This window comes from Pseudomonas sp. W2Oct36 (assembly GCF_041060465.1).
GTDB lineage: Bacteria > Pseudomonadota > Gammaproteobacteria > Pseudomonadales > Pseudomonadaceae > Aquipseudomonas > Aquipseudomonas graminis_B.
Genome location: NZ_JAUERW010000019.1, coordinates 93900 through 120276 on the forward strand (window position 1 = coordinate 93900; position 26377 = coordinate 120276).

The following is a 26377-nucleotide window of genomic DNA, read 5'->3' on the forward strand; positions in this document are numbered from 1 at the left end:
CAGCGAATTTCATAAGAATTCCGATCCCTGAACATCTTGAAACCGCACCAGTGAACCACTGGGCTCGTGCCGGACGCGGACGTAGATCACGACGCGCGAGCGGGAAAAAGACACCACCAGTGAAACACCAGGCAGGTTTTTAGGAGCACTCAGCAATGCCGATAGATCTCTATCACTTTCTTCAACAGCTGGTTAATGGGTTGACCATTGGCAGCACTTACGCCTTGATTGCCATTGGCTACACCATGGTTTACGGCATCATCGGCATGATCAACTTCGCCCACGGCGAGGTGTACATGATCGGGTCGTATGTGGCGTTTATCGCCCTGGCCGGTTTGACCATGCTTGGCCTGGACAGCCTGCCCCTGCTGATTACCGCAGCCTTCGTCGCCAGTATTGTGGTGACCAGCGCCTACGGTTACGCCATCGAGCGAGTGGCCTATCGCCCGCTGCGCGGCAGCAACCGCCTCATCCCCTTGATTTCCGCCATCGGCATGTCGATTTTCCTGCAGAACACCGTGCTGTTGTCGCAGGACTCGAAAGACAAATCGATCCCCAACCTCATTCCCGGCAACTTCGTTTTCGGCCCCGGCAGCACCCATGAAGTGGTGATCTCGTACATGCAGATCCTCATCTTCATCGTCACGCTGGTGGCCATGCTTGGTCTGACCTGGTTCATCTCCCGCTCTCGCCTGGGTCGCGCCTGCCGTGCCTGCGCCGAAGACATCAAGATGGCCAACCTGCTGGGGATAAACACCAACAACATCATCGCCCTGACCTTTGTCATCGGCGCGGCTTTGGCGGCGGTCGCTGCGGTCCTGCTGAGCATGCAGTACGGCGTGATCAACCCCAACGCCGGTTTCCTCGTCGGCATCAAAGCCTTCACCGCCGCGGTACTGGGCGGCATCGGCAGTATCCCGGGCGCGATGCTCGGCGGTCTGGTGCTGGGCATCGCCGAAGCCTTTGGCGCCGACATCTTCGGCGACCAGTACAAGGATGTGGTGGCGTTCGGTCTTCTCGTACTGGTGTTGTTGTTCCGGCCAACCGGCCTGCTCGGCCGTCCGGAGGTTGAAAAAGTATGACCAGGAATCTCAAATCGGCCCTCTTCAGCGCAGTGCTGGTGCTGGCCGTCGCTTACCCGATCCTCGGGCTCAAACTGGACATCGTCGGGATCAATCTCGCGGTGGTCGGCGCCAGCACCACCACCGTGCTGGTGATTTTCGCCGCCGCGTTTCTGATGTTCCTGCGCGTGCTGTTCAACGAACAGATCAGCGCCATGTGGCGTTCGCGTCCGCAGAAACAGCTGATGTCCGACAAGACCAGCAACTTTCTGACCCTGCCTTCGACCCAGCGCTGGTTCCTCGGCGCGCTGGTAATCGCGGCGCTGGTGTGGCCGTTCTTCGGTTCGCGCGGCGCAGTGGACATCGCGACCCTGATCCTGATCTACGTGATGCTCGGCCTGGGCCTGAACATCGTTGTCGGTCTGGCCGGTCTGCTTGACCTCGGCTACGTCGGCTTTTACGCCGTGGGCGCGTACACCTACGCCCTGCTGCAGCACTATTTCGGCTTCGGCTTCTGGATCTGTCTGCCACTGGCGGGGTTGGCGTCGGCGACTTTCGGCTTCCTGCTGGGCTTCCCGGTCCTGCGGCTGCGAGGTGACTATCTGGCCATCGTGACGCTGGGTTTTGGTGAAATCATTCGCCTGTTCCTGCGTAACCTGACCGACATCACCGGCGGCCCGAACGGCATCAGCAACATCGAAAAGCCAACGCTGTTCGGCCTGTCGTTCGAGCGCAAGGCAGCAGAAGGCATGCAGACGTTCCACGAATACTTCGGCCTGCAATACAACTCTATCAACAAGGTGATCTTCCTCTACCTGATCGCCCTGCTGCTGGCGCTGTTGGCGCTGTTCGTGATCAACCGGTTGCTCCGCATGCCCATCGGCCGCGCCTGGGAAGCCTTGCGTGAAGACGAAATCGCCTGCCGCGCGCTGGGTCTGAATCCGACCATCATCAAGCTGTCGGCCTTCACCCTCGGCGCTGCATTCGCCGGTTTCGCCGGCAGTTTCTTCGCCGCGCGTCAGGGTCTGATCACGCCGGAGTCGTTCACCTTTCTGGAGTCGGCGATCATCCTCGCCATCGTGGTCCTGGGCGGCATGGGCTCGCAGCTGGGGGTGATTCTCGCCGCCGTCGTGATGATTCTGTTGCCTGAACTGCTTCGCGAATTCAGCGAATACCGGATGCTCGGCTTCGGCGCCTTAATGGTGCTGATGATGATCTGGCGTCCCCAGGGCTTCCTGCCGATGCAGCGTCCCGTCATGAAACTCAAGGGGGAGCGCTGATGAGCCGTCCACTTCTGCAAGCGTCCGGCTTGTGCATGCGCTTCGGCGGTCTCCTGGCCGTCAACGGCGTCGGTCTGACCGTCCACGAGAAACAGGTGGTGTCGATGATCGGCCCGAACGGCGCCGGCAAAACCACCGTGTTCAACTGCCTGACAGGCTTCTACAAACCCTCCTCCGGGACGATTCTGCTGGACGGCGAGCCGATCCAGGGCCTGGCTGGCCATGAAATCGCCCGTAAAGGCGTGGTGCGAACGTTCCAGAATGTGCGCCTGTTCAAGGAAATGACGGCGGTGGAAAACCTGCTGGTGGCCCAGCACCGCCATCTCAACACGAATTTCCTCTCCGGCCTGTTCAAGACCCCGGCGTATCGCAAAAGCGAGCGCGAGGCGATGGAATATGCCGAGCATTGGCTGGAAGCGGTCGATCTGAAGGAGTTCGCCAACCGTCCTGCCGGTACGCTGGCCTACGGTCAGCAACGCCGCCTGGAAATCGCCCGCTGCATGATGACGCGCCCGCGCATTCTGATGCTCGACGAGCCGGCAGCCGGTCTGAACCCGAAAGAAACCGAAGACCTGAAAGCGCTGATCGGCGTGTTGCGCAACGAGCACAACGCGACGGTGTTGTTGATCGAGCACGACATGAAGCTGGTCATGAGTATTTCCGACCATATCGTGGTGATCAATCAGGGCACGCCGCTGGCCGATGGTACACCCGAGCAGATCCGTGACAATCCTGAAGTGATCAAAGCCTATCTGGGGGAAGCGTAAATGCTGCAGTTCGATAACGTTTCCACGTTCTACGGCAAGATCCAGGCCTTGCACGGTGTCAGCATCGATGTGCAGCAGGGCGAGATTGTCACGCTGATCGGCGCCAATGGCGCGGGCAAGTCGACGCTGTTGATGACGCTGTGCGGTTCGCCGCGCGCACACAGTGGCAGCATCCGTTATATGGGTGAGGAGCTGGTGGGTCTGGAGTCGTCGGTGATCATGCGCAAGAGTATTGCGGTGGTGCCGGAGGGCCGTCGGGTGTTTGCGCGTCTGACGGTGGAGGAGAATCTGTCGATGGGCGGGTTCTTTACGGACAAGGCCGATTATCAGGTGCAGATGGATAAGGTGCTTGAGTTGTTTCCGCGCTTGAAGGAGCGGTTCAATCAGCGCGGCGGGACGATGTCGGGCGGCGAGCAGCAGATGCTGGCGATCGGGCGTGCGTTGATGAGTAAGCCGAAGTTGTTGTTGCTGGATGAGCCTTCGCTGGGTCTGGCGCCGATTATTATTCAGCAGATTTTCGAGATTGTTGAGCAGTTGCGGCGGGATGGGGTGACGGTGTTTCTGGTGGAGCAGAATGCGAATCAGGCGTTGAAGATCGCTGATCGTGCGTATGTTCTGGAGAATGGCCGGGTGGTGATGCAGGGGTCGGGGGCGGAGTTGTTGGTCGATCCGAAAGTGCGGGATGCTTATTTAGGCGGGTAAAGCAGGATCAAGGGCGTCTGCCTGGGGGCAGACTGTTTCGCCTTCGGCGAGTTACTTTTAAAAAGCACTAAAAGTAACCAAAAGTGCCTGCTCTCGGTTGGGCCCGACTTCGTCGGGTTCCTTCACTCCGGTCTCGCTCCGTGGGCCCGCGCCGAACGGACATCCCTGTCCTGACGGCGCTCTCGCCGCATCCATGCGGCTCGGCCCACTGCGCGAAACCTCCGTTCAGCCTGCACCCAAGTCGCGTTTGGTGGTGTCTGGGCATCTTGTGTTTGAAGATCAAAAGCGCTTTTAAAGCAGATCAAAGGCTTCCCGGCTGAAGCCGGTCCTACGGGGATCGCCGCTGGTTCTGCGGGGTGTACGCTGGTGCTGTTGTAGGACTGGCTTTAGCCGGGAAGAGGCCAGTGGTTGCACCATCAATTTTGAATGTTAAAACCTGCCTGATCGCCCCGCGCTCGACCTGTTGATGATCGTTAATGCATCCCTTGACGCTCTGCGTCAGCTCTGTTGTCGCCCAAACAGCGAAGCCAGTTTTCGCGCCGTCAGAGCGTTTCCAGCACCGCAGTGCTGCGCTCGAACCATTCGGTCAGGTAGTCAGCCATGACCTTCACCCTTCTCGGCAGTCGTCCCTCAAAGGGATGGACCAGGTACAGCGATGAAACCGGCGTCTGGTAATCGCGCAGCAGCCAGTGCAGCCGCCCGGCTTTCAGTTCCTCATGCACCATATAGGACGGCAGGCGGGCGATGCCGGCGCCGACGAGGGCGGCTTTTTTCAGGAGGCCGTAGTGGTTGCTGGCGAAGGTGCCGCGGACGTTGACGCGGGTCAGTTCGTGTTTCTGGTGGTAAGCCCACGACTCACGGCCGCTGTGGTGGCTGTTGAGCAGGCATCGGTGCACGCGCAGTTCTTCCGGCGTTTGCGGGGTGCCATGTTTAGCAAGGTAGTCCGGGCTGGCGCAGGTCAGTTCCTGTAGCGACAGCAACGGCTTGGCCACCAGGCGTTCGTCAATGCCCACGCTGGAGCGTATGCCCAGATCAAAGCCATCACGGCGCATGTCGCGGAAGTGGTTGTTGAGGTCTAGCCCAACCTGCACATCGGGGTAGTTGTGGGCGAATTCGCTGAGCAGGCCTTCGAAAAAAGTTTCCCCCAATGACACCGGCACGGTCAGGCGCACGGTGCCGATCAGGCTTTCGCTCAGGTAGGCCATGGCGTCGCGGACGCGGTCGCGCTGGGCCAGCAGTGCGCGGGCCTCGGGCAGGAGAATGGCGCCCGCCGAGGTCAGGGTCAGGCTGCGGGTGGTGCGATGGAGCAGCGTCACGCCGAAGTTTTTTTCCAGTTTGCTGATGCGCTTGGACAGTTGGCTGGTACTGGTGTCCAGCCATTGCGCGGCCAGGGTGAAGCTGTTGGCCTCCACCAGCATCGCGAACGCGGCCAGGTCGTCCATTTCGCTCATGATTGTTTCCTTTCTGACAAACCGGGATTGCCGTTTAGCCCCTGTATCCGTGGGAAATGGCGACTCACACTGAGCGCCTGATCCATACCAGGGGAAACCGCATCATGAAAATTCTATTGATTGGCGCCAGCGGCACCATCGGCTCGGCGATCGAGAAAGAGTTGGCGCCACGCCACGAGGTCGTTCGCATCGGCAGAACCGGCGCAGACGAGCACGTCGATATTAGTGACAGCGACTCGATCCGCAAACTATTCGAACGGACGGGCCCTTTCGACGCATTGATTTGCGCGGCCGGCAATGTCACCTTCGCGCCGCTCGGCGAAATGACGGGCGATTCCTTCGCCCTGGGCCTGCGCGACAAGCTGATGGGTCAGGTCAATCTGTTGCTGATCGGCCGGGAATTCGCCAACGACGGCGCGTCCTTCACCTTCACCACCGGCATCACCAGCATCGAGCCGATTCGCACCGGGGCGTCTGCCAGCCTGGTCAACGGTGCCATCGACGCCTTCGTGCGCGCCGCCGCCATCGAGATGCCGCGCGGCATGCGCGTCAACTCGGTCAGCCCCAACGTGCTGGTCGCAGCCATGGACAGCTACGCGCCATACTTCCGCGGCTTCAAGCCTGTTCCGGCAGCAGATGTCGCACTGGCGTATGCAAAAAGTGTCGAAGGGCTACAAACCGGACAGACGTATCGCGTCGGTTAATCACCCCTTGTGATGAGCGAGCAGGCTGAGTAACGTGGCGGCACTTGTCTGGAGACCGTCCCATGTCCGCTGCTCGTTCCGCCCTGATGTTTGCCTTGTTGCCCCTGTTTGCCGGCTGCCAGTTGATGCCCCTGTCGTCGAATGACAGCAAGGTGTCGACGGCCGGCATGATCCGCATGCAGGGCACCCTCAGCGGTGACGGCGGCAAACTGTTCTTCGCTCCGTGCAATGAACAGCGCCGCTATGCAGTGACCGACAAGGGCAACACCGGCGTCCTGCAGGAAGCCGCTTCGGTGGTGGACAAGAACGGCAAAGCGTTCGCCGATGTTCGCGGCAACTTCGTCGCGAGCAAGGCCCAGGGCAGTGACGGTCAGGCTGACATTTATCAGCTCTACCGCGTCGAGCGCCCGAGCGGTGCCTGCGAGGACCCCAACTTCAAGCGCCTGACCATTCATGCCAGCGGCAACGGTCCGAAATGGAACCTGAACGCCAGCGGCAAGGGTCTGGTGCTTGAGCGCGAAGGCAAAGAGCCGTTCGCTGTGCCCTACATGGAAGAGCAGATGCCCGAGGGCCGCTTCAACCTGATCACCGACGCCAACAATCAACACGTCGAGCTCTACGTCGCGCCGCTGCGCTGTGTGGACCCGTCGAACGGCTCGGTCCAGCACCTGACCGCCGAACTGCGGGTCAATGGCCAGGTTCAGCGCGGTTGCGCGTACTTTGGCGCGATGCGTAACGATTGATGGAGTGGCGGATGTCGTCGCTCGGGCCACCGCTCCCTGCCCAATGTGGCTTATAATCGCGCGCTCTTGTAGTGCTGCCGGGCCGATCCTGCGGCCCGAAACCGGATCTTTCAATGTTACGAATCACCGAATTCAAACTGCCGCTGGACCATGCGGACGACGAACTGCGCCCCGCACTTCTGCAGCGCCTGGCCATCGGCAGCGACGAGCTTTTGGATTTCACCCTGTTCAAGCGCAGCTACGATGCGCGCAAGAAATCCACTGAGTTGCAGTTCATTTACACCGTCGACTTTCAGGTGCGCGACGAAGCCGCCCTGCTTCAGCGCATGAGCCACGACAAACACATCGGTCCGGCCCCGGACGTGAGTTACAAGATGGTCGGCCACGCCCCTGCCGAGCTGAACCAGCGTCCGCTGGTTGTCGGCTTCGGCCCGTGCGGGATCTTCGCCGGCCTGTTGCTGGCGCAGATGGGCTTCAAGCCGATCATTCTGGAGCGCGGCACGGAAGTTCGTCAGCGCACCAAGGACACGTGGGGCCTATGGCGCAAGAACGTGCTCAACCCGGAGTCCAACGTGCAGTTCGGCGAGGGCGGCGCGGGAACGTTTTCTGACGGCAAGCTCTATAGCCAGATCAAAGACCCTAAATTCATTGGCCGCAAGGTCTTGCACGAGTTCGTCAAAGCCGGCGCGCCGGAAGAAATTCTCTACGTCAGCAAGCCGCACATCGGTACCTTCCGGTTGACCGGCGTCGTCGAGAACATGCGTCATCAGATCGAAGCGCTGGGCGGCGAAGTGCGTTTCCAGCAGCGCGTCACCGATGTGCTGATCGAAGACGGCCAGATGCAGGGCATTGTGCTCGACAGCGGCGAGCGCATCGACTCCCGGCACGTGATTCTGGCGCTGGGCCATAGCGCCCGGGACACCTTCCGCATGCTCCACGGCCGCGGCGTGTTCATGGAGGCCAAGCCGTTTTCGGTCGGCTTCCGCATCGAGCACCCTCAGGGTTTGATCGACCGCGCGCGACTGGGCAAGCACGCCGGTCACCCGAAGCTTGGCGCTGCCGATTACAAGCTGGTGCACCACGCCAAGAACGGCCGTTCGGTGTACAGCTTCTGCATGTGCCCCGGCGGCACCGTAGTGGCAGCAACCTCGGAGCCCAACCGTGTCGTCACCAACGGCATGAGCCAGTACTCGCGCAACGAGCGCAACGCCAACTCCGGCATTGTCGTGGGCATCACGCCCGAGCAGGATTATCCGGGCAGCCCGCTGGCCGGCATCGAACTGCAGGAGCGTCTGGAGTCCCACGCCTACCTCATGGGCGGCGAAACCTACGAAGCCCCGGCGCAGCTGGTGGGTGATTTCATCGCGGGGAAAGCGTCAACGGCGCTGGGCACCGTTGAACCTTCCTACAAGCCGGGCGTAAAGCTGACCGACCTTGCCGACGCGCTACCCGCCTTCGCCATCGAAGCCATTCGTGAGGCGCTGCCCGCGTTCGAGAAGCAGATCAGAGGATTCTCGCAGCACGACGCGATCCTCACCGGCATCGAAACGCGCACCTCCTCGCCCCTGCGCATCACCCGTGGCGAAGACCTGCAAAGCCTGAACGTCAAGGGTCTGTTCCCGGCGGGCGAAGGCGCAGGCTATGCCGGCGGCATCCTGTCGGCCGGTGTCGACGGGATCCGCATCGCCGAAGCACTGGCCCGCGACATATTGGGCATTGCTGGCTAAGCCCAGCACTACCCTCCCCGCCAGCGCGTACTGAAATGCAAAACGCCCCGAATGATCGGGGCGTTTTCATGAGCGGGCATTAGACTCCGCTTCGAGCCATGCAGCGCTTCAGGACGTGCATCGGCGTTTAGTGGCTGACGCGACTGGTACCGTTGACGGTCATGATGCGAACACGTTCACCCACACGGAAGATCTCGTTTTCCTGAACTTCCTGCACATAAGCGCGCATGGTGCCGTCGTCTTCACGCACGGTGATCTCGACGCCTTGAGCACGGGTCAGGCCGCCTTCCGCCGCGGAGCCCAGCAGACCACCGGCGACCGCACCGATCACGGCCGTCACGATGCTGCCGCGACCGCCACCGATGGCACTGCCGCCCACGCCACCGACGATGGCACCGGCACCCGCGCCGATCGGAGTTTTGGTGCCTTCAATCTTCACCGGACGCAGCGATTCGATGGTACCCAGGCGTACGGTCTGCACCTGACGAGCTTCATCGCGCGAGTACGAGTCGCCGGTGAGGCTTGAAGTACAGCCGCCCAGCGTCAGCGCCATGGCGGTGAACGAAGCAACCAACAAAACAGACTTGCGCATAACAGTTATCTCCATAGGAACAGGTAGCCATTAGACTCTGCGACGCCAATCGATGTCACGGCCCTGTACCGATAATTTACGTTTATTCAGGCGTGATACAGCAACACCCCGACGTCTACCTCAGTGGACGACAGCGCCGGAAATTGATTCAAAGAAAAGTGTGACAGAGGCGCTGAAGCCGGGTGTTCAAAGACCGGCAATCAGGGCGCGAGGCGCTCGCGCTGCCACTCATCTTCAACTAAACGATAGTTCAGGCGGTCGTGCAGGCGGCTTGGACGCCCCTGCCAGAATTCGATGCGATCGGGCACCAGACGATAGCCGCCCCAGTGATCGGGACAGTCAGGCTGGGCGTCCATGAAACGCGCCTCGGTGGCTTTGAGCAAGCCTTCGAGTTCTTCACGGTCGGCAATTACCCGGCTTTGCGGCGATGCCCAGGCACCGAGGCGGCTGCCGAGGGGGCGTACCTGAAAATAGGCGTCGGATTCTTCGTGGCTGACCTTGGCCACGCGGCCTTCAACGCGCACCTGACGTTCCAGAGTGGGCCAGAAAAACGTCATGGCGGCAAAAGGACGTGCATTCAACTGCTGGCCTTTGGCGCTCTCGTAGTTCGAAAAGAACGTGAATCCCTGAGCGTCAAGACCTTTGAGCAGCAAGACCCGACAGTGCGGGCGGCCGTCGGCGTCGACGGTCGCCAGCGTCATGGCGTTGGCCTCGACCGGCGCCTGCTCGGTTTCGACCGCTTCGTTGAACCAGCGATGAAACAGTGCGAAGGGTTCTTCCGGAGACTGGGCTTCGGTCAACCCTTCGCGGGCGTAGTTACGACGCATATCGGCCAGACGCTGGCTCATCACTGCCTTCCTTAATCGAGATCCGTGAACAGAACCCCGATATTAACCTCAGTTGCCGGCTTGAGCATCCGGCGCAGGTTTTTTGGCCGCAGCTTTCGCAGGCGCTGCCTTGGCTTTCGCCGGTGCAGCTTTCTTCACAGGTGCTTTTTTGGCCGCAGGCGCTTTGGCTGCGGAAGCCTTGGTCGCCGCAGCTTTCTTCACCGGTGCAGCCGACTTGGCAGGCGCCGCGGCCTTGGTCGGTGCAGCAACGGGTGCAGGGGCCGGCGCGTTGGCAGTTTGCACGGCCAGCAGGGTCGGTGCTGGCGGCAAGTTGTACTTGGCCATCTGGGCAACCATGGTGTCTTGCGGGGTGAGGATGATTTCCACACGACGGTTGAGTGCGCGACCCGGCACGCTATCGCTGGCTGCCCGGGGCATATCGGCGCCCATGCCACGCAGGCTCAGACGGTTACGCTGCAGGCCGCTGAGGCGGAAAATCGCCGCGACCGACTGTGCGCGCTGCTGGCTGATCTTGAGATCGGAATCGCTGGCGACATCGCTGTGGCCCAGCACCAGAACGGCGGCGCGCGGGTCGACTTCAACGATCTTGGCCATGCGGCTGATCGGGCCGAGATTGGTCGGCAGGAGCATTTCCGGGCGCTTCGGATTGAAGGTGCTGTCGACCGGCGCGGTCACCACGAGGATGTCGTCACGGCGCTCCAGCTGGAACTGGCTGTCCTTGATCGCTTCGCGGACTTTCGGCTCGTTCAGATCCAGCCAGGCCTGGGTCACTTTCGGGTCGACTTTGGGAACAGCAGGTGCGGCGTCTTTTTTGGCGTCGGTTGCACCGAACGGCCACCACCACTTGTTGGCGTCGCCGGCCTGGGCAACGGCCGGGGCTGCAGCCGGTTGAGTGGCGGCGACTTCCGGTTTCTTCTCGGTTTCGCCATGGTCAGAGCCGAACGGCCAGTACCAGCGCGTACCGGTTTCGGTCTGAGCTTTGGCCACTTGTGCAGCCGCCGGGCTTGGCGCCGGGGTTGCAGGAGCGGCATCGGCGCCCTTGCCTGAACCGAACGACCACCAGTGGTCATTGCTGGCCGACTGATCCTGAGGGGTTTGCGCACAGCCGGTGACGGCGAGGCAGATGGCGAATGCGAGGCTTTTGTTAGCTGACATGGGTGACCCACATGAATAATTGATCAGAAAATGAACGAAGCAGCGCTCATATAACACGCATAAAGACTGTTTTGGAAAAAGAAACCGCCCTACGGCTCCGTTATCCAGATTTAACTGACAGTCGGTAGAACAAGCACTTAACGGCGATAGTTATTGCAAACACTCACCAAGCACGCGCACCAGTTGCTGCGCGCGCGGATCCATGAGCACGTAGGGACCGAGGGTGTTGGTCACAAACCCAAACGCCACATCGCGCTCGGGATCAGCGAAGCCGACCGAGCCGCCTGCGCCGGGATGGCCAAATGCCTTGGCGCCCAGCCCGAACGTGGCGTTAGGCACCGTCGGTTGATCGAGCATGCAGCCCAGACCGAAGCGGGTCTGGGTGAGCAGCGTCTTGTCCTGCCCAATGCTGTGCTCACGGGTCAGTTCGTTGAGCAGGTCGCCGTCCAGCAGACTGCCATCCAGCAAGCCGCTGTAAAAACCGGCCAGACTGCGTGCGTTGCCATGGCCATTGGCGGCAGGTTGCTGCATGCGCCGCCATTCCGGCTTGTTGGTGCTGGTCATGATCGACGGCGGGTTGGTGAACGCCCGCGCCGTCATGGAAGCAGGCTCGCGCATCGTGGTCTGCAACAGGCGCTGCGCGGACTCATCACCTACATTGCCCTTGCCCCTGGCAATGTGGGCGACACGATGAAATTCTTCATCGGCCAGCCCGACATGGAAATCCAGGCCCAAGGGCCGCGAAATACGCGCAGCGATGGACTCGCCCGGACCGCGCCCGTCAGCACGACGAATCATCTCGCCCACCAGCCAGCCATAAGTAATGGCGGCATAACCGTGGCCCTGCCCCGGCGTCCACCAGGGTTCCTCGGCAGCCAATACGCTCGTCATGGCCTGCCAGTCATAAAGCGCTTCGGCCGGCAATATTTCACGGATCGCCGGAAGCCCGGCCTGATGGCAGAGCAACTGGCGCAGCGTGATGGATTGTTTGCCGTTGGCGGCGAACTCGGGCCAGAGACGCGCCACGGGCTCATCGAGATTCAGCTTGCCCTCGCCCACCAGCTGCAACGCCGTGACGGCAGTAAACGTTTTGGTGCAGGAGAAGAGATTGGCGAGGGTGTCGCTGTGCCAGACTTCGCCGCCATCCTTGTCTGCCGTGCCCGCCCAGAGATCCAGAACCGTCTCCCCGCCGATCTGCACGCACAGCGCAGCGCCACGCTCCTGCGGATCGTCGAACAGCGCGGCGAATGCCTCGCGAACGGCCTCAAACTGAAGCTCGAAATGGCCTTGAATCTGCACGGTCTGGCTCTCCGGTCGGGCTGCAAAAAAATGGCGCACATTGTTCCAGCGATTGGGCGCTTTGGGAACCGCCCGGTTAAGGGCGCTTGCCGATCACGTCCACGACCTGTCCGTTGGCCTTGCGCACCGCCTCGACGAAGCCCGAGTACGGCACGTCGGTGATACCTACCAGTCCGAGATGGCCGTTTTCACCGTCCAGCAATCGGCCGGTGACAGGCTGATCCAGGTACTGGAACCAGTGCACACCGACAATGGAAGGCTCGGCCAGCGCGCTCTTCAGGAAATTGGCATACGCCGGGCCGCGATCTTCTTCACGCGGCACTTCGAGCACCCCGCCCCAGAACGGCCCGCGATCACGGGAGCCAAAGTGAAACTCACTGACCAGCACAGGCTTGTCGAGGACGTGCAGTTTTGCAAAGTCCACGCCGTCCTGGGGTTTGAGCGTATAGAAGTTGAAACTCAGCACGTCGCAGAACTTGGCGCAGGCTTCGACCGCCTCAGGGCTGGTGACGCCAAAGCGCCCGCCGAGCAGGAGATGGTTCGGCGCATGCCACTTGAGCGCGTCGGATATGGTTTTGAAATAGGTCTCGGCGAACACACGCTGGAAATACCTGAAGTCGTTTTCGATCTCCGGGTGCTCTGCGCTGGGCAGCGGCGGCTCGAAGCCCGGGTCTTCCATCAGCTCCCACGCTGCCAGGTGAATACCCCACGCCTTGGACAACCCCTCTTCGTTGCGGTACTTGTCGCGCAACTGCTTGAGGAAGGCACGCTTGGCCGGCACATCGGTGGTCAGCTTCAGCGTGCCGTAGGCCAATGCGTAGCGATCCCTCGGAGCGTTGCCCGGCGCAGCCCAGGCCAATTCGTTATCGGCGAAGTAGCCGATCAGGTACGGGTCATCACGATGGTCGCGAGCAGCGATGGCGACGGCCCGCTCGGTGGCCATGGCAAAACGCGGATCGAACGGATCAGGCATGCCGCCCCACCAATCCAAGCCGGTGCTGATACTGACGTAGTCGCCAACGATTGACAGCGGCAGTGTGTAGGGCACGCGTTCCTTCTTGCTGCTTTCGAGGTTTTGCAGCGCGGGCTCGCTCCAGTTGCCGACGGTGTTGAAACCCCAGGCCTGCAAACGTTGCAGGGTGTGATCAACCCAGCGCTTGCGGTCGACGATCACCGGCTTGCATTCGACTGCAGGCGCAGATGTGGCGGTTTTTTCAGGCTGAGGCGCTGGCAAGGTCTGACCGTCAGCGTTGTCGCCAGTTGACGCGGTCGTTGCTGCTGGAGTGGCTGCAGTGTTGGCTGGCGCTTCGTCTTCGTCGTCCGCCGGATCAACAGGCTTGGAGACTTCAACGCACTTCGGCGCGCCGTAGGTGCGCTGCAGATTTGCACCATAGAAGTCGAACCAGCGGCCCTGATCGAACTGCCGGTTGCGGTTGGCACCCGTCTCGCGGTTGTCGTCGCCCTTGCCGTAGAACGCGGCGAGTGGATCGTCGCTGCCGGGCAGGCCGGTGAACATGGTTTCCCGACCCTCGACGTAGGTCTGGCTGTCGTCAGCGGAGATGGCATTCACGCCCAGGGAGTAGAAAGGATGGCCCTCTGGCGTCACCAGATACCAGCGCTCGTCGCGCTTCTCGGTGCGGAAAAAGCCCTTCGCTTCGAACGCCGGTCCGTTGAGCAAGCCGCCGTATTTGTCGTGAGCCGGCCGGTCTTTCAGCCAGCTCTGCAACTGTTGCTGTTCCTTGCCCGCCAGTGTCTTGAGCTGCTCGTCGCTGGTGACCTTCTCCGGCCACTTGCCTCGGGTGAACTGCCCGTAACCGTCAACCAGGTTGCCGTAGGCAGCGGTTAGCAAGGCATCGCCCTCTTGCACGCCGAACTTCTCGATCAAGACGGACTGGGCAACGTTGGGCTGAGACAACGACACGGTGACCGATGAAACCTCAGCGCTGTTCAGGTCACCTTGGGTGCTGGCCAGCAACACGCGCTGTCCCTCGTAAACCCACGGCATCGGCGGACCGGCGCGCATGCCCTGGGTCAGCGGCGAACTGGCCTTGAGCGGCAGCACCAGGGTTTGCGCCGGGCCGGCAGGCAGGTCGATGCGGCTGGTGAGGACTCTGCCGTCGCGGCTTTCGATCTGCACGTACACCGTCAATGCCCAGTCCATCGCGCTCTGCAGGCGCAAGGTCATGGCGCTGTCGTGGCTCCAGTCCCAGACGCCGGTCTGCGGGGTCAGTCGCAGACTGGGTTTGGCGACCGGATTGAAAACGACTCGGCGCAGCACTTCGCCTTCGGCCGTCTGTTCGGCGTTGGCCTGGGGAAACCCGGCATCCTGGGTGGTGACCTTCACCACGTCGGCGGGCCGGACGAAATTGAACAGCGTCTGCTGAACGTCAGGCGCGGCGTGGGCCATGCCCGCGCACAGCGTGGCAAGGATGGCGGACAGTGAACGGCGAATCATGTGATCTGAAGCTCCTTGATCATCTGAGGCCCGGAGCACGAGGGGTTGCGCGCATCAGGGCGGACCGAATCTAAGACCCGGTCATCCGTGTTTCATTTGCAACACGGGTTCAGGAAATTTCGCGCCGGAATGGCGGCAGTGCGTTGAGGATGGCTTTGCCGTAGCGCTGGGTCACGACCCGGCGATCCAGCAGCGTGATGATGCCGCGATCCTGTTCGGTGCGCAGCAGACGACCGCAGGCCTGGATCAGGCGCAACGAGGCATCGGGAACGGCGATCTCCATGAACGGATTGCCACCCCGGGCTTCGATCCATTCGGCGAGCGCAGCTTCAACCGGATCATCCGGCACGGCGAAGGGAATCTTGGCGATCACTACGTGCTCACAGTAGGCGCCCGGGAGGTCGACCCCTTCAGCGAAGCTGGCCAGACCGAACAGGACGCTTTCATCGCCACCGTCGACCCGCGCCTTGTGCTTGTTGAGGGTTTCCTGTTTGGACAGATTGCCCTGGATGAACACCCGCTTGCGCCAGTCCCGCTCCAGCCCGTCGAACACTTCCTGCATCTGCTTGCGCGATGAGAACAGCACCAGCGTGCCTTTGGAGCCTTCGACCAGATTCGGCAGTTCGCGGATGATGGCGGCCGTATGTTCGGCCGCGTTGCGAGGGTCGGCTTTGAGGTCTGGCACGCGCAGCACGCCTGCGTCGGCATGGTGGAAGGGGCTCGGCACCACCGCGGTGACGGCGTCCTTCGGCAGCCCGGCACGCATGCGAAAACGGTCGAACTTGCCCAGCGCGGTCAGGGTGGCCGAGGTCACCAGCGCGCCGTAGGCAACGTTCCACAGGTTGCGGCGCAACATTTCGGCCGCCAGGATCGGGCTTGCGTTGACCTCGATGTCGAACAGCGAGCCGCTGTCGGCGAGGGTCAGCCAGCGCGCCATGGGCGGGCTGTTTTCCGGATCTTCAGCAGTGAAGGCGGTCCACAATTCCCAGTTGCCGTGGGCGCGGGCCAACAAGCTGCCGAACAGCGGGTACCACTCTTCCGCCTGATGGCTGGCGATGCCGATGTTGACCTCGCCGTCCATGCCTTCTTTAAGCAGCTCGGTCAGGCGCGTGAACAGGTCGTCGAGCCGGGCGAAGCCTTTTTTCAGCTCGATGCCCATCTCGCGCATGTGTTCGGGGACCACGCCGCCGACGAAGCGATGCCGCGGACGCTCGCGGCCTTCCATGTCTTCGCCTTGCTTGAAGTCGGCAAGCTGCTCGCAGGCCGTGAACATGAACTGCTGCTGGGTCTTGATCTCCCGCGCCAGCTCGGGCACCTGCTCGATCAGCTTGCCCAGATCGCCCGGCAGCGGGTGCTGGGCCAGCAATTTGGTGAGGTTCTTGGCGGTTTGCTCCAGCCAGTCGGCGGTGGAGCGCAGGCGACTGAAATGAGCGAAGTGACCGATCGCCTTGTCTGGCAGGTGATGGCCTTCGTCGAACACATACAGGGTGTCGCGAGGATCGGGCAGGACTGCACCGCCGCCCAGCGCCAGGTCAGCGAGGACCATGTCGTGGTTGGTGACGATGACGTCGACTTTTCCCATGCCCTCGCGAGCTTTATAAAAAGCGCACTGCTGGAAGTTCGGGCAATGGCGGTTGGTGCACTGACTGTGATCGGTGGTCAGGCGCGCCCAGTCCTGGTCGGCCAGTTCCTGGGGCCAGCTGTCGCGATCGCCGTCCCATTTGTTGCCGGCGAGTTTTTCGATCATGGTGGTGAAGAGCTTCTGGCTGGCTTCATCCACTTCGATCTTGAAGCCTTCTTCTTCGAACAGCTGTGCGGTCGCGCTCTGGGCGTCGCCTTCCTGCAGCAGCATGTCGAGCTTGGACAGGCACATGTAGCGGCCACGGCCCTTGGCCAGCGCGAACGTGAAGTTCAAGCCGCTGTTGCGCATCAGGTCGGGCAGGTCTTTGTAGACGATCTGTTCCTGCAGCGCGACCGTCGCGGTGGCGATGACCAGGCGCTTGCCGGCAGCCTTGGCAGTCGGAATGGCTGCGATGGCGTAGGCAACGGTTTTGCCGGTGCCCGTCCCCGCCTCGACCGCCACCACGGCGGGATCACCCGAACGGCGGCCTTCCTCGTCGGTGTCGACGTCGCCCAGCACCTTCGCCACTTCAGCGATCATCAGGCGCTGGCCGTAACGAGGCTTGAGGCTCTTGGCTTCGAGGAAACGCGAGTAGGCGCCCTGAATCTGGGATTTGAGTTCGGTGCTGATCATGGGCTGGGTCGTTGGCTCGGCGTCACGGGTGCTGAATGAAAACACGAAAACCGCTGGATATATCTTCAGTAGTCGCAGCGGGCGGCTATCATACCGCGCTAATTCTTTCTGCGCAGATCGGAGTTCTCGATGTCACCTGTAGCCTTTGTCTACGCCTTGCATGTGCTGGCAGCGATTGTGTGGGTAGGAGGAATGTTTTTCGCCTGGATGATTCTTCGACCGGCGGTCATCGCCGCCCTTGAAGGCCCGGCCCGGTTGAAGCTGTGGCTGCAGGTGTTGCCGCGTTTCTTCGTGTGGGTCTGGTGCGCGGTGATCATGCTGCCGGTGACCGGCATCGGCATGATCAACATCAACTTCAGCGGCTTTCAGACTGCGCCCCGCTATGTGCAGGTGATGATGGGCCTGTATGTGGTGATGGTGGCGTTGTTTCTGCGCGTTTCGACGCTGAACCTGCCGCAGTTGCGCAAGGCTGTGCTCGCCGAACAATGGGCGGATGGCGCGGCCGCGATGACCGGCATTCGGCGTCTGGTGGGGATCAATCTGATGGTAGGGGTGGCCGTTGTGGCGATCGCTGCCATCAGGCCAATGTTCTGATGTGTGGGGAAGAACCTGCTCCCGAAAGACTGGTACACCCGCCAGGCATTCAGCGGTTTAGATACCGTCTTCGTGAGCAAGCTCACTCCCACAACGCTTATAAGTTGCGAACCACGATAGCGCCCGCCGGCCCTGCTGCACCGGACTGACCCTTGTCGCCGTTCTTGCCGGACTTGGCGCCGTCAGCGCGATAGACCACGCAGCCTTTGGACGCGCCGCCTTTGCCGCCGCGACCGCCGTCGCCGCCGATACCACCGGCACCGCCCTGGACGTTGACCTTGATGCGCTCATTGCCGAAGGTCGCTGGCAGCTCTAGACGAACGAGTGCACCGGGCGCGCCGTCACGGCCGTTGCCGCCATTGTCGCCGTCGATCCCGCGACTGGCGGAACCCCACGTGCAGCCCGGATCGATGCCGTTGCCGCCATCGAGGCCGATGTAACCGGGCGAGCCTGCGCCGCCGCGGGCGTCGATGTAGAGTTGGTCGGCGTTGAGTTGTTCGATCCGCAGGTTGAGGTTGCGGCCTGGGGTCGGCGGTTTTTCGAAGGTGCCCGGGGCGCCCCGCGCGGTGATTTCCGCGCCGCCGCCGAGGTCGCCCTGTTTGACTTGCAGGCTGAATGCCTCGGCGCTCGGGACGATGGCGATGCGTGATTCATGGCCCATGACAAGTTGGCCGACTTTGACTTCGGTGAGGCCGGCCGGGATCAGCAGGGTGCCGTAGTCGGCGACTTCCAGTCGATCCAGTTGCAATACGCTGGTTTTGGAGGGCAGGCGCATGAGCGAGTGGGTTTCGACGGAGATGGTCTGGGCCATGATCCAGGGGCTGCTCAGGGCGGACAGCAGGCCTGCCGTCATCAGCATCGCGTTACGCATGGTGTACCTCCGCCAGTGGGCGTTTGAATGTGTTCAGGTGGAATAGGCCGAAGAGCAGAATCTTGAGGCGATCGCGCCAGGGATGGGGGCGGCCGCGCAGGCTGGCGTTGTAGCTGATCAGTTCGATGAGGTGGGTGAGCAGCAAGAGGCCGCCGGCCACTTTGAACAACAGGTCGAAGGGGTGTGGCATGGCGATGGTCAGGCTGGTGATTATCAGTAGCCAGAATGCTGTTGTCAGTACTTTCCCTGTTCCCCAAATCACACTCATGTGGTGCCTCTGCTGTTTTTGGTTTTGTGCGGTGAAAACGGTTTGCGCACAGTACGGGGAGGCGCGGGACTATGCCAGAGGCAGCTTGGGCTTATTTAGGTCCTGCCTAACGGCAGGACGGTTTCGCCTTCGGCGAGTTACTTGGAAAAGCACCCCAAGTAACCAAGGGTGCCTGCTCCTGGCTGGGTCCCTCCTTCGTCGGGATTCCCTCACTCCGACGACGCTCCGTGGGCCCGCGCCGAACGGACATCCATGTCCTGACGGCGCTCTCGCGGCATCCATGCCGCTCGGCCCACTCCGCGTCGTCTGCGTTCAGCCTGCACCCAAGTCGCGTTTGGCGGTGTTTGGGCTTTTTGTGTATGAAGATCAAAGCAACGGCAACGGCAACGGCAACGGCAAAGGCAAAGGCTTCCCGGCTGAAGCCGGTCCTACGAAAAGCAGCGCGTGCAGTCCGTGGGACCGATGTCGTCCCATGTAGGACCGGCTTTAGCCGGGAAGGGGCCGGTTTGAGCGCTGATTTTTTTGAACATGAATTCAAATCCCGCCAATAGAAAAGCCCCGGCTTGCAGACCGGGGCTTTCTTTATGGCGTCAACCTTGTCTCAACGGTTGATTTTGATCTCGACGCGGCGGTTGAGCGCTCGGCCGTCGGCGGTTTTGTTGTCGGCCACTGGGCGGGCTTCGCCGGCACCTTCGACGGACACGAACGAGGCACGCGGGATGCCGGCGCTGACGAGGTAGTCGGTCACCGATTGCGCACGTTTTTGCGACAGTTTCTGGTTGTAGGCGTCGCTGCCCACGCTGTCGGTGTGGCCGCTGACGTGGAGTTGCACGTTCGGCGCTTCGGTTTTGAGTTTGGTCGCAACCATGTCCAGTTGCTGTTTGTCACCCGGTGTCAGGGTGGCTTTGTTGAACTCGAAGTGCACGTCACGGATGGTGATGATTTCTTCTTTCGGCAGCACCACCGGCGCGGCCATCGGTTCAGGGGCCGGTGTCACGATCGGGCAACCGGTGACATCGACCGGGGTGCCTTTCGGTGTGTTCGGGCATTTGTCCATGCTGTTGAGGACGCCGTCTCCGTCATCATCGCCGTCCCCGTGGGTCCAGCAATATGCGCCTGCCATGACGCCCACTGCAGCACCGAAGCCTGCCGCCACCGACGCGCTCTGGAAGGCGCCGATCGCAGCGCCACTCAGCGCGCCCCCGGCCGCACACAGAGGCCAGTCGGTCTTTTGCAAGCCCGCGCATCCCGTCAATACACTGGTCACCAGAATCAGAGGTAACGCTGTCCGAATCATGCTCATACGTTTCTTCTCCTTTGGTATCGGCTAAAACCGACTGAAATGCAGTAAAGACGCGTGTGGGGCCGTTCGCCACCCGGATGACGGGGGTTTTACCGGATTTCACCGCACAACTCGGGCTCTTCTGTGGAGAACAGCCTTCCGCCTTCACTCCATACGCATCGTTGTAATGCGAAATGAAAGCCTGCAAGCACTAGGCCATTGAAGTTCAGCACGCTAACCTTGCCCGCCTGATCGAGGATCTCCAATGACCGACCCCTTCTCCAGCCGCACGCCGCAACAGGCCTTGGCCGCCCTGCTCGACCTCTATGCGCCGAAGCGTTTGCTGCTGGTTGGCGCGGAGACTTTTCCGGCGTTGCAGGCCTTTCAAGAAGCGCATCCGCAGACCGAGCTGGCCCACGCGGGGCCAGGTCTCTTACCCGCCGACCTGGCCGGACAGCGCTTCGATCTGGCGCTGGTGGTGGACTGCCTTGAACACATGCCCAAACGTACGGGCCTGGAGTTGTTGGGCGGTATCCGCAACCTCAATGCCAGCCGCATTGCCGTGCTGGCGGATCTTGATGCCTGCGGTTGGCAGTCCACGGATTTCTACTCGCTGGCACTGCAGGCCAGTGAACGGTTTTCCCGGGATGAACAAGTGCTGACGCTGTTCACCTACGATCTGCGCGAATACAAACAGGTGCCGGACTGGCTGAACGCGAAGTTCTGGGCCAATCCGGAGAATTACGGCAAGTACTGGTGGTGAGAAACGCATCATGAGCAGCGCAATATGCCCTTGCGGCAGCGGCAATCTTCTCGACGGTTGCTGCGGTCGCTATCACGCCGGTCAGCCCGCGCCGTGCGCCGAAGCGCTGATGCGTTCGCGCTACAGCGCTTATGTGCTGGGGTTGGTGGATTATTTGCTGGACACCACATTGCCGGCGCAACAGGCCGGGCTGGACCGTGACGCGATCAGCCAGTGGAGCGCCCGGAGCACCTGGCTGGGTCTGGAAGTCGAGGGTGCGGAGTTGATCGGCGGTCAGCCTGAACATGCATTCGTGACCTTCACCGCCCGCTGGCACGATGCCGACGGCGAGCATTGTCACCGCGAGCGCTCGGCGTTCGTGCAGCATGACAGACGCTGGTATTTCATCGACCCGACAGTGTCGATCAAAGCCGGTCGTAACGACGCCTGCCCTTGCGGCAGTCAGCAGAAATTCAAGAAGTGCTGTTCGGCTTATCTCACCTGACCTTTCAGCGACGCCAGTCACCACTCAGAGACACGCAGTCCTCAGGCCAGCCTGATGTGGGAAACGTCCGGCACCAGCGCGTGCTCAACCGGCTTGTCCTGACCCAGATCAGCGCCGGCCGGTGCCAGGCTCAAGCCGGACAGGTCAAGCTGCGGCGCACGCGCCGGCATCTTCGGATCCTGCACGTCCTGGCCCGGTTCGGAGAGCGTGAAATCCGGCGCCTCGACGTCCACAAATGCAGCCATGTACACATCGCGCGGCTTGACGCTGGCTTTGCGCGGCGGTGTGGCATCGTTGGGCGGCGGCGTCAGGCTTGACGCCTTGCGCGTCCAGGTCGGCTCGTCCGGCGGCGGCGCCAGTTCAACTTCTTCCACCTCGACCAGACCCGGCGCCTCAACGACCGGCACCATCGACACAACCTGGGCCATGGCCCCCGCGCGTTCGAGGGTCGAGCGGTACTTTTCGGCGGCGGCCTCATCGAGGTTATTTTTTAGCACCAGCCGACGGCCGGAGAACAGCAACGCGATGCGCTTAGCGTCCGCCTGGAACAGCTTTGCCAGGTTGGCCTTGACCAGATCCGGCTGCGCGCCGGGCACCAGTTGGCCGGAAAATACGATTTCGTAGTGCTGCATGGTCAATACTCCTTCGACACATGACGCGAGTATGGCGCAGGCTGTAGAGAACGGCGAGTCACGTGAAGTGGCGGTCAGACCGGGCATAAAAGGGAGCGACCCATGATGTTTGCAGCACACGTCCTCAGAATCGCAGGCCTCTTCGCGCTCCTGGCGCTGTCGGGCTGCTCGACCTGGATAACCGGCGGCTTCGAAGACCCCGACGTCAAGCTGCTGAAGGTGGAAGTGGTCAAGGCCAAGTTGCTGCGTCAGGACTTCAAGCTGCGCTTTCGGGTCGACAACCCCAATGACTCCAGCCTGTTGGTCCGCGGTCTGCGCTACAAAATCCTGCTCAACGACATGTTGCTCAGCGAAGGCGTCTACAGCGACTGGTTCATCGTCAAAGCCAACAGCCACAAAAACTTTTCCGTGCCGATCCGCACCAATCTGTGGGAACACCTCAAGGACATCTCCAAGGTGCTCGGCAAAGCCAATCAGCCGGTGCATTACCGGTTGGAAGGCAAGCTCAAGACCGGATTTTTATTCGGACACAGCGTGCGCATCGGGCGCAATGGCGACATAATCCCCGGCGATTTGATTCCGGAGTAACCCCATGAACCAGCAAGCCCACGTGCACGGTCCCGATTGTGACCACGATCACGACCATCACGATCACCACCATGACCACGGCCACGTGCACGGCCCGCATTGCGGCCACGCGCCTCAAGAGCCGGTCCGCAACACGCTCAAGGACGTCGGCCGCAACGACCCTTGCCCCTGCGGCAGCGAGAAAAAATTCAAGAAGTGCCACGGCGCATAATGCTCTCGGATGCTTCCACGGCCTGAATCTTCAGGCCGTTTTTATTTGTGTGATCGACGCCTGAAGGGGTAAAAGAGCTCAAGCCTTAATGGCAGTCGTGATGACTTCACCTGGAGCGCGCAATGATCGATCTGCACTACTGGACCACCCCCAACGGCCACAAAGTCTCGATTTTCCTCGAAGAAGCGGGCCTGCCGTACAAAATTTTCCCGGTCAACATCGGCGCGAACGAGCAGTTCGAATCCGATTTTCTGAAGATTTCCCCCAACAACAAGATCCCGGCCATCGTCGACCACGAACCTGCTGACGGCGGCGAACCGCTGAGCCTGTTCGAGTCCGGCGCTATCCTGCTGTACCTGGCCGAGAAGACCGGCCGGTTCATTGCAACGGACCTGCGCGGCCGCGAGGAAACCCTGCAGTGGCTGTTCTGGCAAATGGGTGGCCTGGGCCCGATGGCCGGTCAGAATCACCATTTCAACCGGTTCGCCAAAGAGAAGATTCCCTACGCGATCAAGCGTTACGTCGACGAAACCGCGCGCTTGTATGGCGTGTTGAACGAGCGTCTGGCCGATCGCAGCTTTGTGGCGGGCGAGGACTACGGCATCGCGGACATGGCGATCTATCCGTGGATCGTGCCTCACACGTTTCAGGAGCAGAACCTGGATGACTTCCCGCACCTGAAGCGTTGGTTCGAGACGGTCGCCAATCGCGATGCAGTGAAGCGGGCCTATGCGCTGGCCGACAAGATCAATCCGCCGAAGCCATGAACGGACAGACGCCGCCTTCACCGTGGAGCGAAAATCGCGAAAATAAACTCCCTCCCCCGGCTTGCGTGGCGCTCGCCTGCTCTCTAACGTAGCGCCTTTTCTACGCACACCCCCCCGCAGGAGCTTCATCATGGCCTCGCCAGCCCTTTCAACTCTGAAAACGCGCATGAGCGCGGCCGCTGCCATGATCGGACTCCTGAGCCTGGCCGGTTGCCAGCTGGGGGGTGAAGACCGCGACAGCCTGCCGCCTGCCAGCGGGGTGTTTGCCATTAAAGGGCTGGCGCAGAATGTCTCGATTCGCCGCAACAACCTGGGCATGCCGCTGATAGAAAGCAGCACATTCCATGACGCGCTGTTCACCCTCGGTTACGTTCACGCGACCGACCGCATCACCCAGATGATGCAAATGCGCTTGCTCGCTCAGGGCCGGCTGTCGGAAATCGCAGGGCCGGGCGCCCTCGATCTCGACCGCATGATGCGCGCCGCCAACCTCAAGCAGACCGCTGGCCAGCTGTATGCGGCCTCCTCGCCGCGCCTGAAACGCTTCTTCGAGGTGTACGCACGCGGCGTCAACGCCTACTTGTTCCGCTATCGCGACAAGCTGCCGGCTGACCTCGCCGATTCGGGTTACAAGCCTGAATACTGGAAGCCGGAAGACTCGGCGCTGATTTTCAGCCTGCTCAACTTCAGCCTGTCGGTGAACCTGCAGGAGGAGATTTCCTCCCTGGTGCTGTCGCAAAAAGTCGGGGCAGACAAGCTGGCCTGGCTGCTGCCGACCTATCCCGACGAAGCGTTGCCCTTTGCTGAAGCCGACAAGCTCAAAGGCCTGAATCTGGGCAGCCAACTGTCGGGCCTGAGCGATCTGGACAAAGCGGCGTTGCAGCTTTCCGACCTCAACCTGCTGGGGGTTTCGGCGTCGAATAACTGGGTGATCTCACCGCAACGCGCGCGCGCTGGCAAAAGTCTGCTGGCCACTGACAGTCAACTGGCGCCGACTGTGCCGTCGATGTGGAATTTCGTACAGATCCGCTCGCCGAAATACCAGGCCGCCGGCGCCACCGTTGCGGGATTGCCGCTGGTCTTGTCCGGCTTCAACGGCAAACTGGCCTGGGGCATGGGCCCGGCAATGGGCGACAATCAGGACCTGTTCCTGGAGAAGCTCAAGCGTGAAAACAACCGCCTGATGGTGATGACCGACGGCAAATGGGTCGCGGCGGGCGCCCATGAGGAAACCTACTTCGTCAAAGGCCAGAGCCCGGTGCGCGAGCCCGCCTACGAAACACGCCATGGTCCACTGCTCAACGCAAGTTCTGCGCAGTTGGCCAGCGGCTTGGGCATCGCCCTGCAGACGCCCGATGCCAGAGACGACAAAACCCTCGATGCCCTCTTCGACCTGACCCGTGCGCCGAACGTGCAGCGGGCCTTCGACACCACTCGGGAAATCCGTGCCATCACCCTGAACATGGTGTTCGCCGATGCGTCGAACACCGGCTGGCAGGTCACCGGCAAATACCCGAACCGGCGCGACGGGCTCGGCCTGATTCCTTCGCCGGGCTGGGACGGCCGGTTCGACTGGGACGGCTATGCTGACGCGATGCTGCATCCGTACGATCAGGATTCGCAACAGGGCTGGATCGCCACTGCCAATCAACGCACGGTGCCGAAAGGCTATGGCATGCAGCTCTCCAATTCCTGGGATTATCCGGAGCGCGCCGAACGCATCGCCGAACTGGCCAGTGTCGGCAAGCAGGACACCCGTAGCACCGTCGCCATGCAATACGACCAGACCACGACCTTCGCCGCCAAACTGAAGAAAATGTTCTCCGCGCCGGGCATGTCCGCGCCTTTGAAACAGGCCATTGACGCCCTGCCCGCGCCAGAGCGCGACAAAGCCCGTGATGCGTTGACCCGCCTGATGGCGTTCGACGGCAGGTTGTCGCCGGGTTCGGCGGATGCGGCGATTTACGAATTGTTCCTGCAAGAGAGTGCCCGCCAGACTTTCCTCGACGAACTCGGCCCGGAAACCAGTCCAGCCTGGAAAGCGCTGGTGCAAAGCGCGGACCTGTCCTACTCGCCCCAGGCCGATCACCTATTGGGCCGCGAAGACAGTCCGTATTGGGACGACGTGAAAACGCCGCAAAAAGAAGACAAACCCGCCATCCTCGCCCGCAGCATGGCCGCTGCGATCACCGTCGGCGAAGCTCAACTCGGCGCCGATCACAAAGCCTGGCAGTGGGGCAAGTTGCACCAGATCACTTGGACCGCCCAAAGCGCCCAACTCAGCGCGGCGCTGGGGGGCAACAAGGCAAACGTGATCAAAGGCCCAATCGCCACGGGCGGCGACCACACCACCCTCAACGCGTCGGGCTTCCACTGGGGCCAGGACTTCAACGCCGCCGTCGTCCCGGCCATGCGCATCATCGTCGACTTCGCCCAGCAGGAACCGATGATGGCGCAAAACGCCGCGGGCCAATCCGGCAACCCCGCCAGTCCGTACAACGCCAACGGCATCGACCCCTGGATGAAAGGCCTCTACATGTCAGTGCCGATGCAACCGGAAAACTTCGAAAAAGCCTACGGCAAACAACGCCTGACGCTGACGCCCGGGAAGTAAATGGCCGAGCCATCCGGGATGACGCGGAGCGTCCCGGGGTGCATTCCCACGCAGAGCGTGGGAACGATCAGTGTCAAGGCGCAAAAATAGACGTCGCTCAACCCGGCCTCTTCCCGGCTGAAGCCGGTCCTACCAAGAAATCGCATGCATCCAGTGAGATTGGCGCCGACTGTACAGACTGTGTGAAAACCTAGCCAACCTGCCTCAGATCTAAGAAAATGCCCCGCATCGAAAGATGCGGGGCATTTTCTTATGGCGTACATCC

Annotated in this window: 25 protein-coding genes; 14 read left to right on the plus strand and 11 right to left on the minus strand. The window is 61.5% G+C overall.

What is annotated here, in order from left to right; genetic code table 11:
• Window positions 1-155: 155 nt before the first annotated feature.
• Genes livH through QWI18_RS21345 form a run of 4 tightly spaced genes read left to right on the plus strand, consistent with a single transcriptional unit; the run spans window position 156 to window position 3810 of the window.
• A complete protein-coding gene (gene livH / locus QWI18_RS21330) occupies window positions 156-1082 on the plus strand; it encodes a high-affinity branched-chain amino acid ABC transporter permease LivH (protein ID WP_065992637.1) in 927 nt (308 codons plus the stop codon).
• Window positions 1079-2341: a high-affinity branched-chain amino acid ABC transporter permease LivM gene (locus tag QWI18_RS21335; RefSeq protein WP_065992632.1), complete on the plus strand. Its 1263-nt coding sequence runs from the start codon at window positions 1079-1081 to the stop codon at window positions 2339-2341. Before livH ends, QWI18_RS21335 begins: the two co-directional genes overlap by 4 nt.
• A complete protein-coding gene (gene livG / locus QWI18_RS21340) occupies window positions 2341-3108 on the plus strand; it encodes a high-affinity branched-chain amino acid ABC transporter ATP-binding protein LivG (protein WP_065992627.1) in 768 nt (255 codons plus the stop codon). The genes QWI18_RS21335 and livG overlap by 1 nt, the downstream gene beginning before the upstream one ends.
• The gene (locus tag QWI18_RS21345) at window positions 3109-3810 is read left to right on the plus strand and encodes an ABC transporter ATP-binding protein (protein ID WP_065992624.1); all 702 of its coding nucleotides are present in this window, start codon (window positions 3109-3111) and stop codon (window positions 3808-3810) included.
• 542 nt (window positions 3811-4352) lie between these two features.
• Here the strand turns inward: QWI18_RS21345 and QWI18_RS21350 are convergent.
• A complete protein-coding gene (locus tag QWI18_RS21350; protein ID WP_369319777.1) occupies window positions 4353-5261 on the minus strand; it encodes a LysR family transcriptional regulator in 909 nt (302 codons plus the stop codon).
• 104 nt (window positions 5262-5365) lie between these two features.
• Between QWI18_RS21350 and QWI18_RS21355 the strand changes: the two genes are divergently transcribed.
• The 3 genes from QWI18_RS21355 to QWI18_RS21365 all read left to right on the plus strand — a co-directional run bounded on the left by QWI18_RS21355 (window position 5366) and on the right by QWI18_RS21365 (window position 8435).
• Window positions 5366-5965 (plus strand): short chain dehydrogenase, encoded by a 600-nt coding sequence (locus tag QWI18_RS21355; protein ID WP_369319778.1) that lies wholly within the window; start codon window positions 5366-5368, stop codon window positions 5963-5965.
• A gap of 62 nt (window positions 5966-6027) precedes the next feature.
• Window positions 6028-6708, plus strand: coding sequence for a hypothetical protein (locus QWI18_RS21360; protein ID WP_065992615.1), 681 nt, complete (start codon window positions 6028-6030; stop codon window positions 6706-6708).
• Window positions 6709-6821: 113 nt separating this feature from the next.
• Window positions 6822-8435 carry an NAD(P)/FAD-dependent oxidoreductase gene (locus tag QWI18_RS21365; protein WP_369319779.1) on the plus strand — a complete coding sequence of 538 codons (1614 nt, stop codon included), beginning with the start codon at window positions 6822-6824 and terminating at the stop codon, window positions 8433-8435.
• Between the two features lie 127 nt (window positions 8436-8562).
• Here QWI18_RS21365 and QWI18_RS21370 read toward each other — a convergent pair whose 3' ends face one another.
• From QWI18_RS21370 to dinG, 6 genes are all read right to left on the minus strand, one after another.
• Window positions 8563-9027: a glycine zipper 2TM domain-containing protein gene (locus tag QWI18_RS21370; RefSeq protein WP_037012225.1), complete on the minus strand. Its 465-nt coding sequence runs from the start codon at window positions 9025-9027 to the stop codon at window positions 8563-8565.
• A 200-nt stretch (window positions 9028-9227) separates the two neighbouring features.
• Window positions 9228-9875 (minus strand): pyridoxamine 5'-phosphate oxidase, encoded by a 648-nt coding sequence (pdxH, locus tag QWI18_RS21375; RefSeq protein ID WP_369319780.1) that lies wholly within the window; start codon window positions 9873-9875, stop codon window positions 9228-9230.
• A gap of 48 nt (window positions 9876-9923) precedes the next feature.
• Window positions 9924-11030 carry an OmpA family protein gene (locus QWI18_RS21380; protein WP_192135091.1) on the minus strand — a complete coding sequence of 369 codons (1107 nt, stop codon included), beginning with the start codon at window positions 11028-11030 and terminating at the stop codon, window positions 9924-9926.
• 150 nt (window positions 11031-11180) lie between these two features.
• A complete protein-coding gene (locus QWI18_RS21385) occupies window positions 11181-12329 on the minus strand; it encodes a serine hydrolase domain-containing protein (RefSeq protein WP_369319781.1) in 1149 nt (382 codons plus the stop codon).
• Between the two features lie 76 nt (window positions 12330-12405).
• Window positions 12406-14784 carry a beta-agarase gene (locus QWI18_RS21390; protein WP_369319782.1) on the minus strand — a complete coding sequence of 793 codons (2379 nt, stop codon included), beginning with the start codon at window positions 14782-14784 and terminating at the stop codon, window positions 12406-12408.
• Between the two features lie 109 nt (window positions 14785-14893).
• Window positions 14894-17038 carry an ATP-dependent DNA helicase DinG gene (gene dinG / locus QWI18_RS21395; protein ID WP_065992603.1) on the minus strand — a complete coding sequence of 715 codons (2145 nt, stop codon included), beginning with the start codon at window positions 17036-17038 and terminating at the stop codon, window positions 14894-14896.
• Window positions 17039-17167: 129 nt separating this feature from the next.
• Between dinG and QWI18_RS21400 the strand changes: the two genes are divergently transcribed.
• The gene (locus tag QWI18_RS21400; protein WP_369319783.1) at window positions 17168-17632 is read left to right on the plus strand and encodes a CopD family protein; all 465 of its coding nucleotides are present in this window, start codon (window positions 17168-17170) and stop codon (window positions 17630-17632) included.
• Window positions 17633-17729: 97 nt separating this feature from the next.
• Here QWI18_RS21400 and QWI18_RS21405 read toward each other — a convergent pair whose 3' ends face one another.
• The 3 genes from QWI18_RS21405 to QWI18_RS21415 all read right to left on the minus strand — a co-directional run bounded on the left by QWI18_RS21405 (window position 17730) and on the right by QWI18_RS21415 (window position 20074).
• Window positions 17730-18503 carry a collagen-like protein gene (locus QWI18_RS21405; protein WP_369319784.1) on the minus strand — a complete coding sequence of 258 codons (774 nt, stop codon included), beginning with the start codon at window positions 18501-18503 and terminating at the stop codon, window positions 17730-17732.
• Window positions 18496-18771, minus strand: a complete 276-nt coding sequence (locus QWI18_RS21410; protein WP_369319785.1) for a DUF1145 domain-containing protein — start codon at window positions 18769-18771, stop codon at window positions 18496-18498. The genes QWI18_RS21405 and QWI18_RS21410 overlap by 8 nt, the downstream gene beginning before the upstream one ends.
• Before the next feature lie 601 nt (window positions 18772-19372).
• On the minus strand, window positions 19373-20074 hold the full coding sequence (locus QWI18_RS21415; protein ID WP_369319786.1) for an OmpA family protein: 702 nt from the start codon (window positions 20072-20074) through the stop codon (window positions 19373-19375).
• Window positions 20075-20318: 244 nt separating this feature from the next.
• Between QWI18_RS21415 and QWI18_RS21420 the strand changes: the two genes are divergently transcribed.
• Together QWI18_RS21420 and QWI18_RS21425 are read left to right on the plus strand one after the other, a co-directional pair.
• A complete protein-coding gene (locus QWI18_RS21420; protein ID WP_296311734.1) occupies window positions 20319-20816 on the plus strand; it encodes a DUF6231 family protein in 498 nt (165 codons plus the stop codon).
• A 10-nt stretch (window positions 20817-20826) separates the two neighbouring features.
• On the plus strand, window positions 20827-21300 hold the full coding sequence (locus tag QWI18_RS21425) for a YchJ family protein (protein ID WP_065992592.1): 474 nt from the start codon (window positions 20827-20829) through the stop codon (window positions 21298-21300).
• A gap of 41 nt (window positions 21301-21341) precedes the next feature.
• Here the strand turns inward: QWI18_RS21425 and QWI18_RS21430 are convergent, their stop codons facing one another.
• The gene (locus QWI18_RS21430) at window positions 21342-21932 is read right to left on the minus strand and encodes a hypothetical protein (RefSeq protein WP_192135110.1); all 591 of its coding nucleotides are present in this window, start codon (window positions 21930-21932) and stop codon (window positions 21342-21344) included.
• A gap of 102 nt (window positions 21933-22034) precedes the next feature.
• Here QWI18_RS21430 and QWI18_RS21435 point away from each other — a divergent pair, with 102 nt between their 5' ends.
• The 4 genes from QWI18_RS21435 to QWI18_RS21450 all read left to right on the plus strand — a co-directional run bounded on the left by QWI18_RS21435 (window position 22035) and on the right by QWI18_RS21450 (window position 26112).
• Entirely contained in the window at window positions 22035-22520 is a 486-nt protein-coding gene (locus QWI18_RS21435; RefSeq protein ID WP_065992587.1) for an LEA type 2 family protein, read from the plus strand.
• Window positions 22521-22524: 4 nt separating this feature from the next.
• Window positions 22525-22731, plus strand: a complete 207-nt coding sequence (locus QWI18_RS21440; RefSeq protein WP_065992586.1) for an SEC-C metal-binding domain-containing protein — start codon at window positions 22525-22527, stop codon at window positions 22729-22731.
• A gap of 122 nt (window positions 22732-22853) precedes the next feature.
• Window positions 22854-23498: a glutathione binding-like protein gene (locus tag QWI18_RS21445; RefSeq protein WP_192135112.1), complete on the plus strand. Its 645-nt coding sequence runs from the start codon at window positions 22854-22856 to the stop codon at window positions 23496-23498.
• 130 nt (window positions 23499-23628) lie between these two features.
• Window positions 23629-26112, plus strand: a complete 2484-nt coding sequence (locus QWI18_RS21450) for a penicillin acylase family protein (RefSeq protein WP_369319787.1) — start codon at window positions 23629-23631, stop codon at window positions 26110-26112.
• Window positions 26113-26377 lie beyond the last annotated feature (265 nt).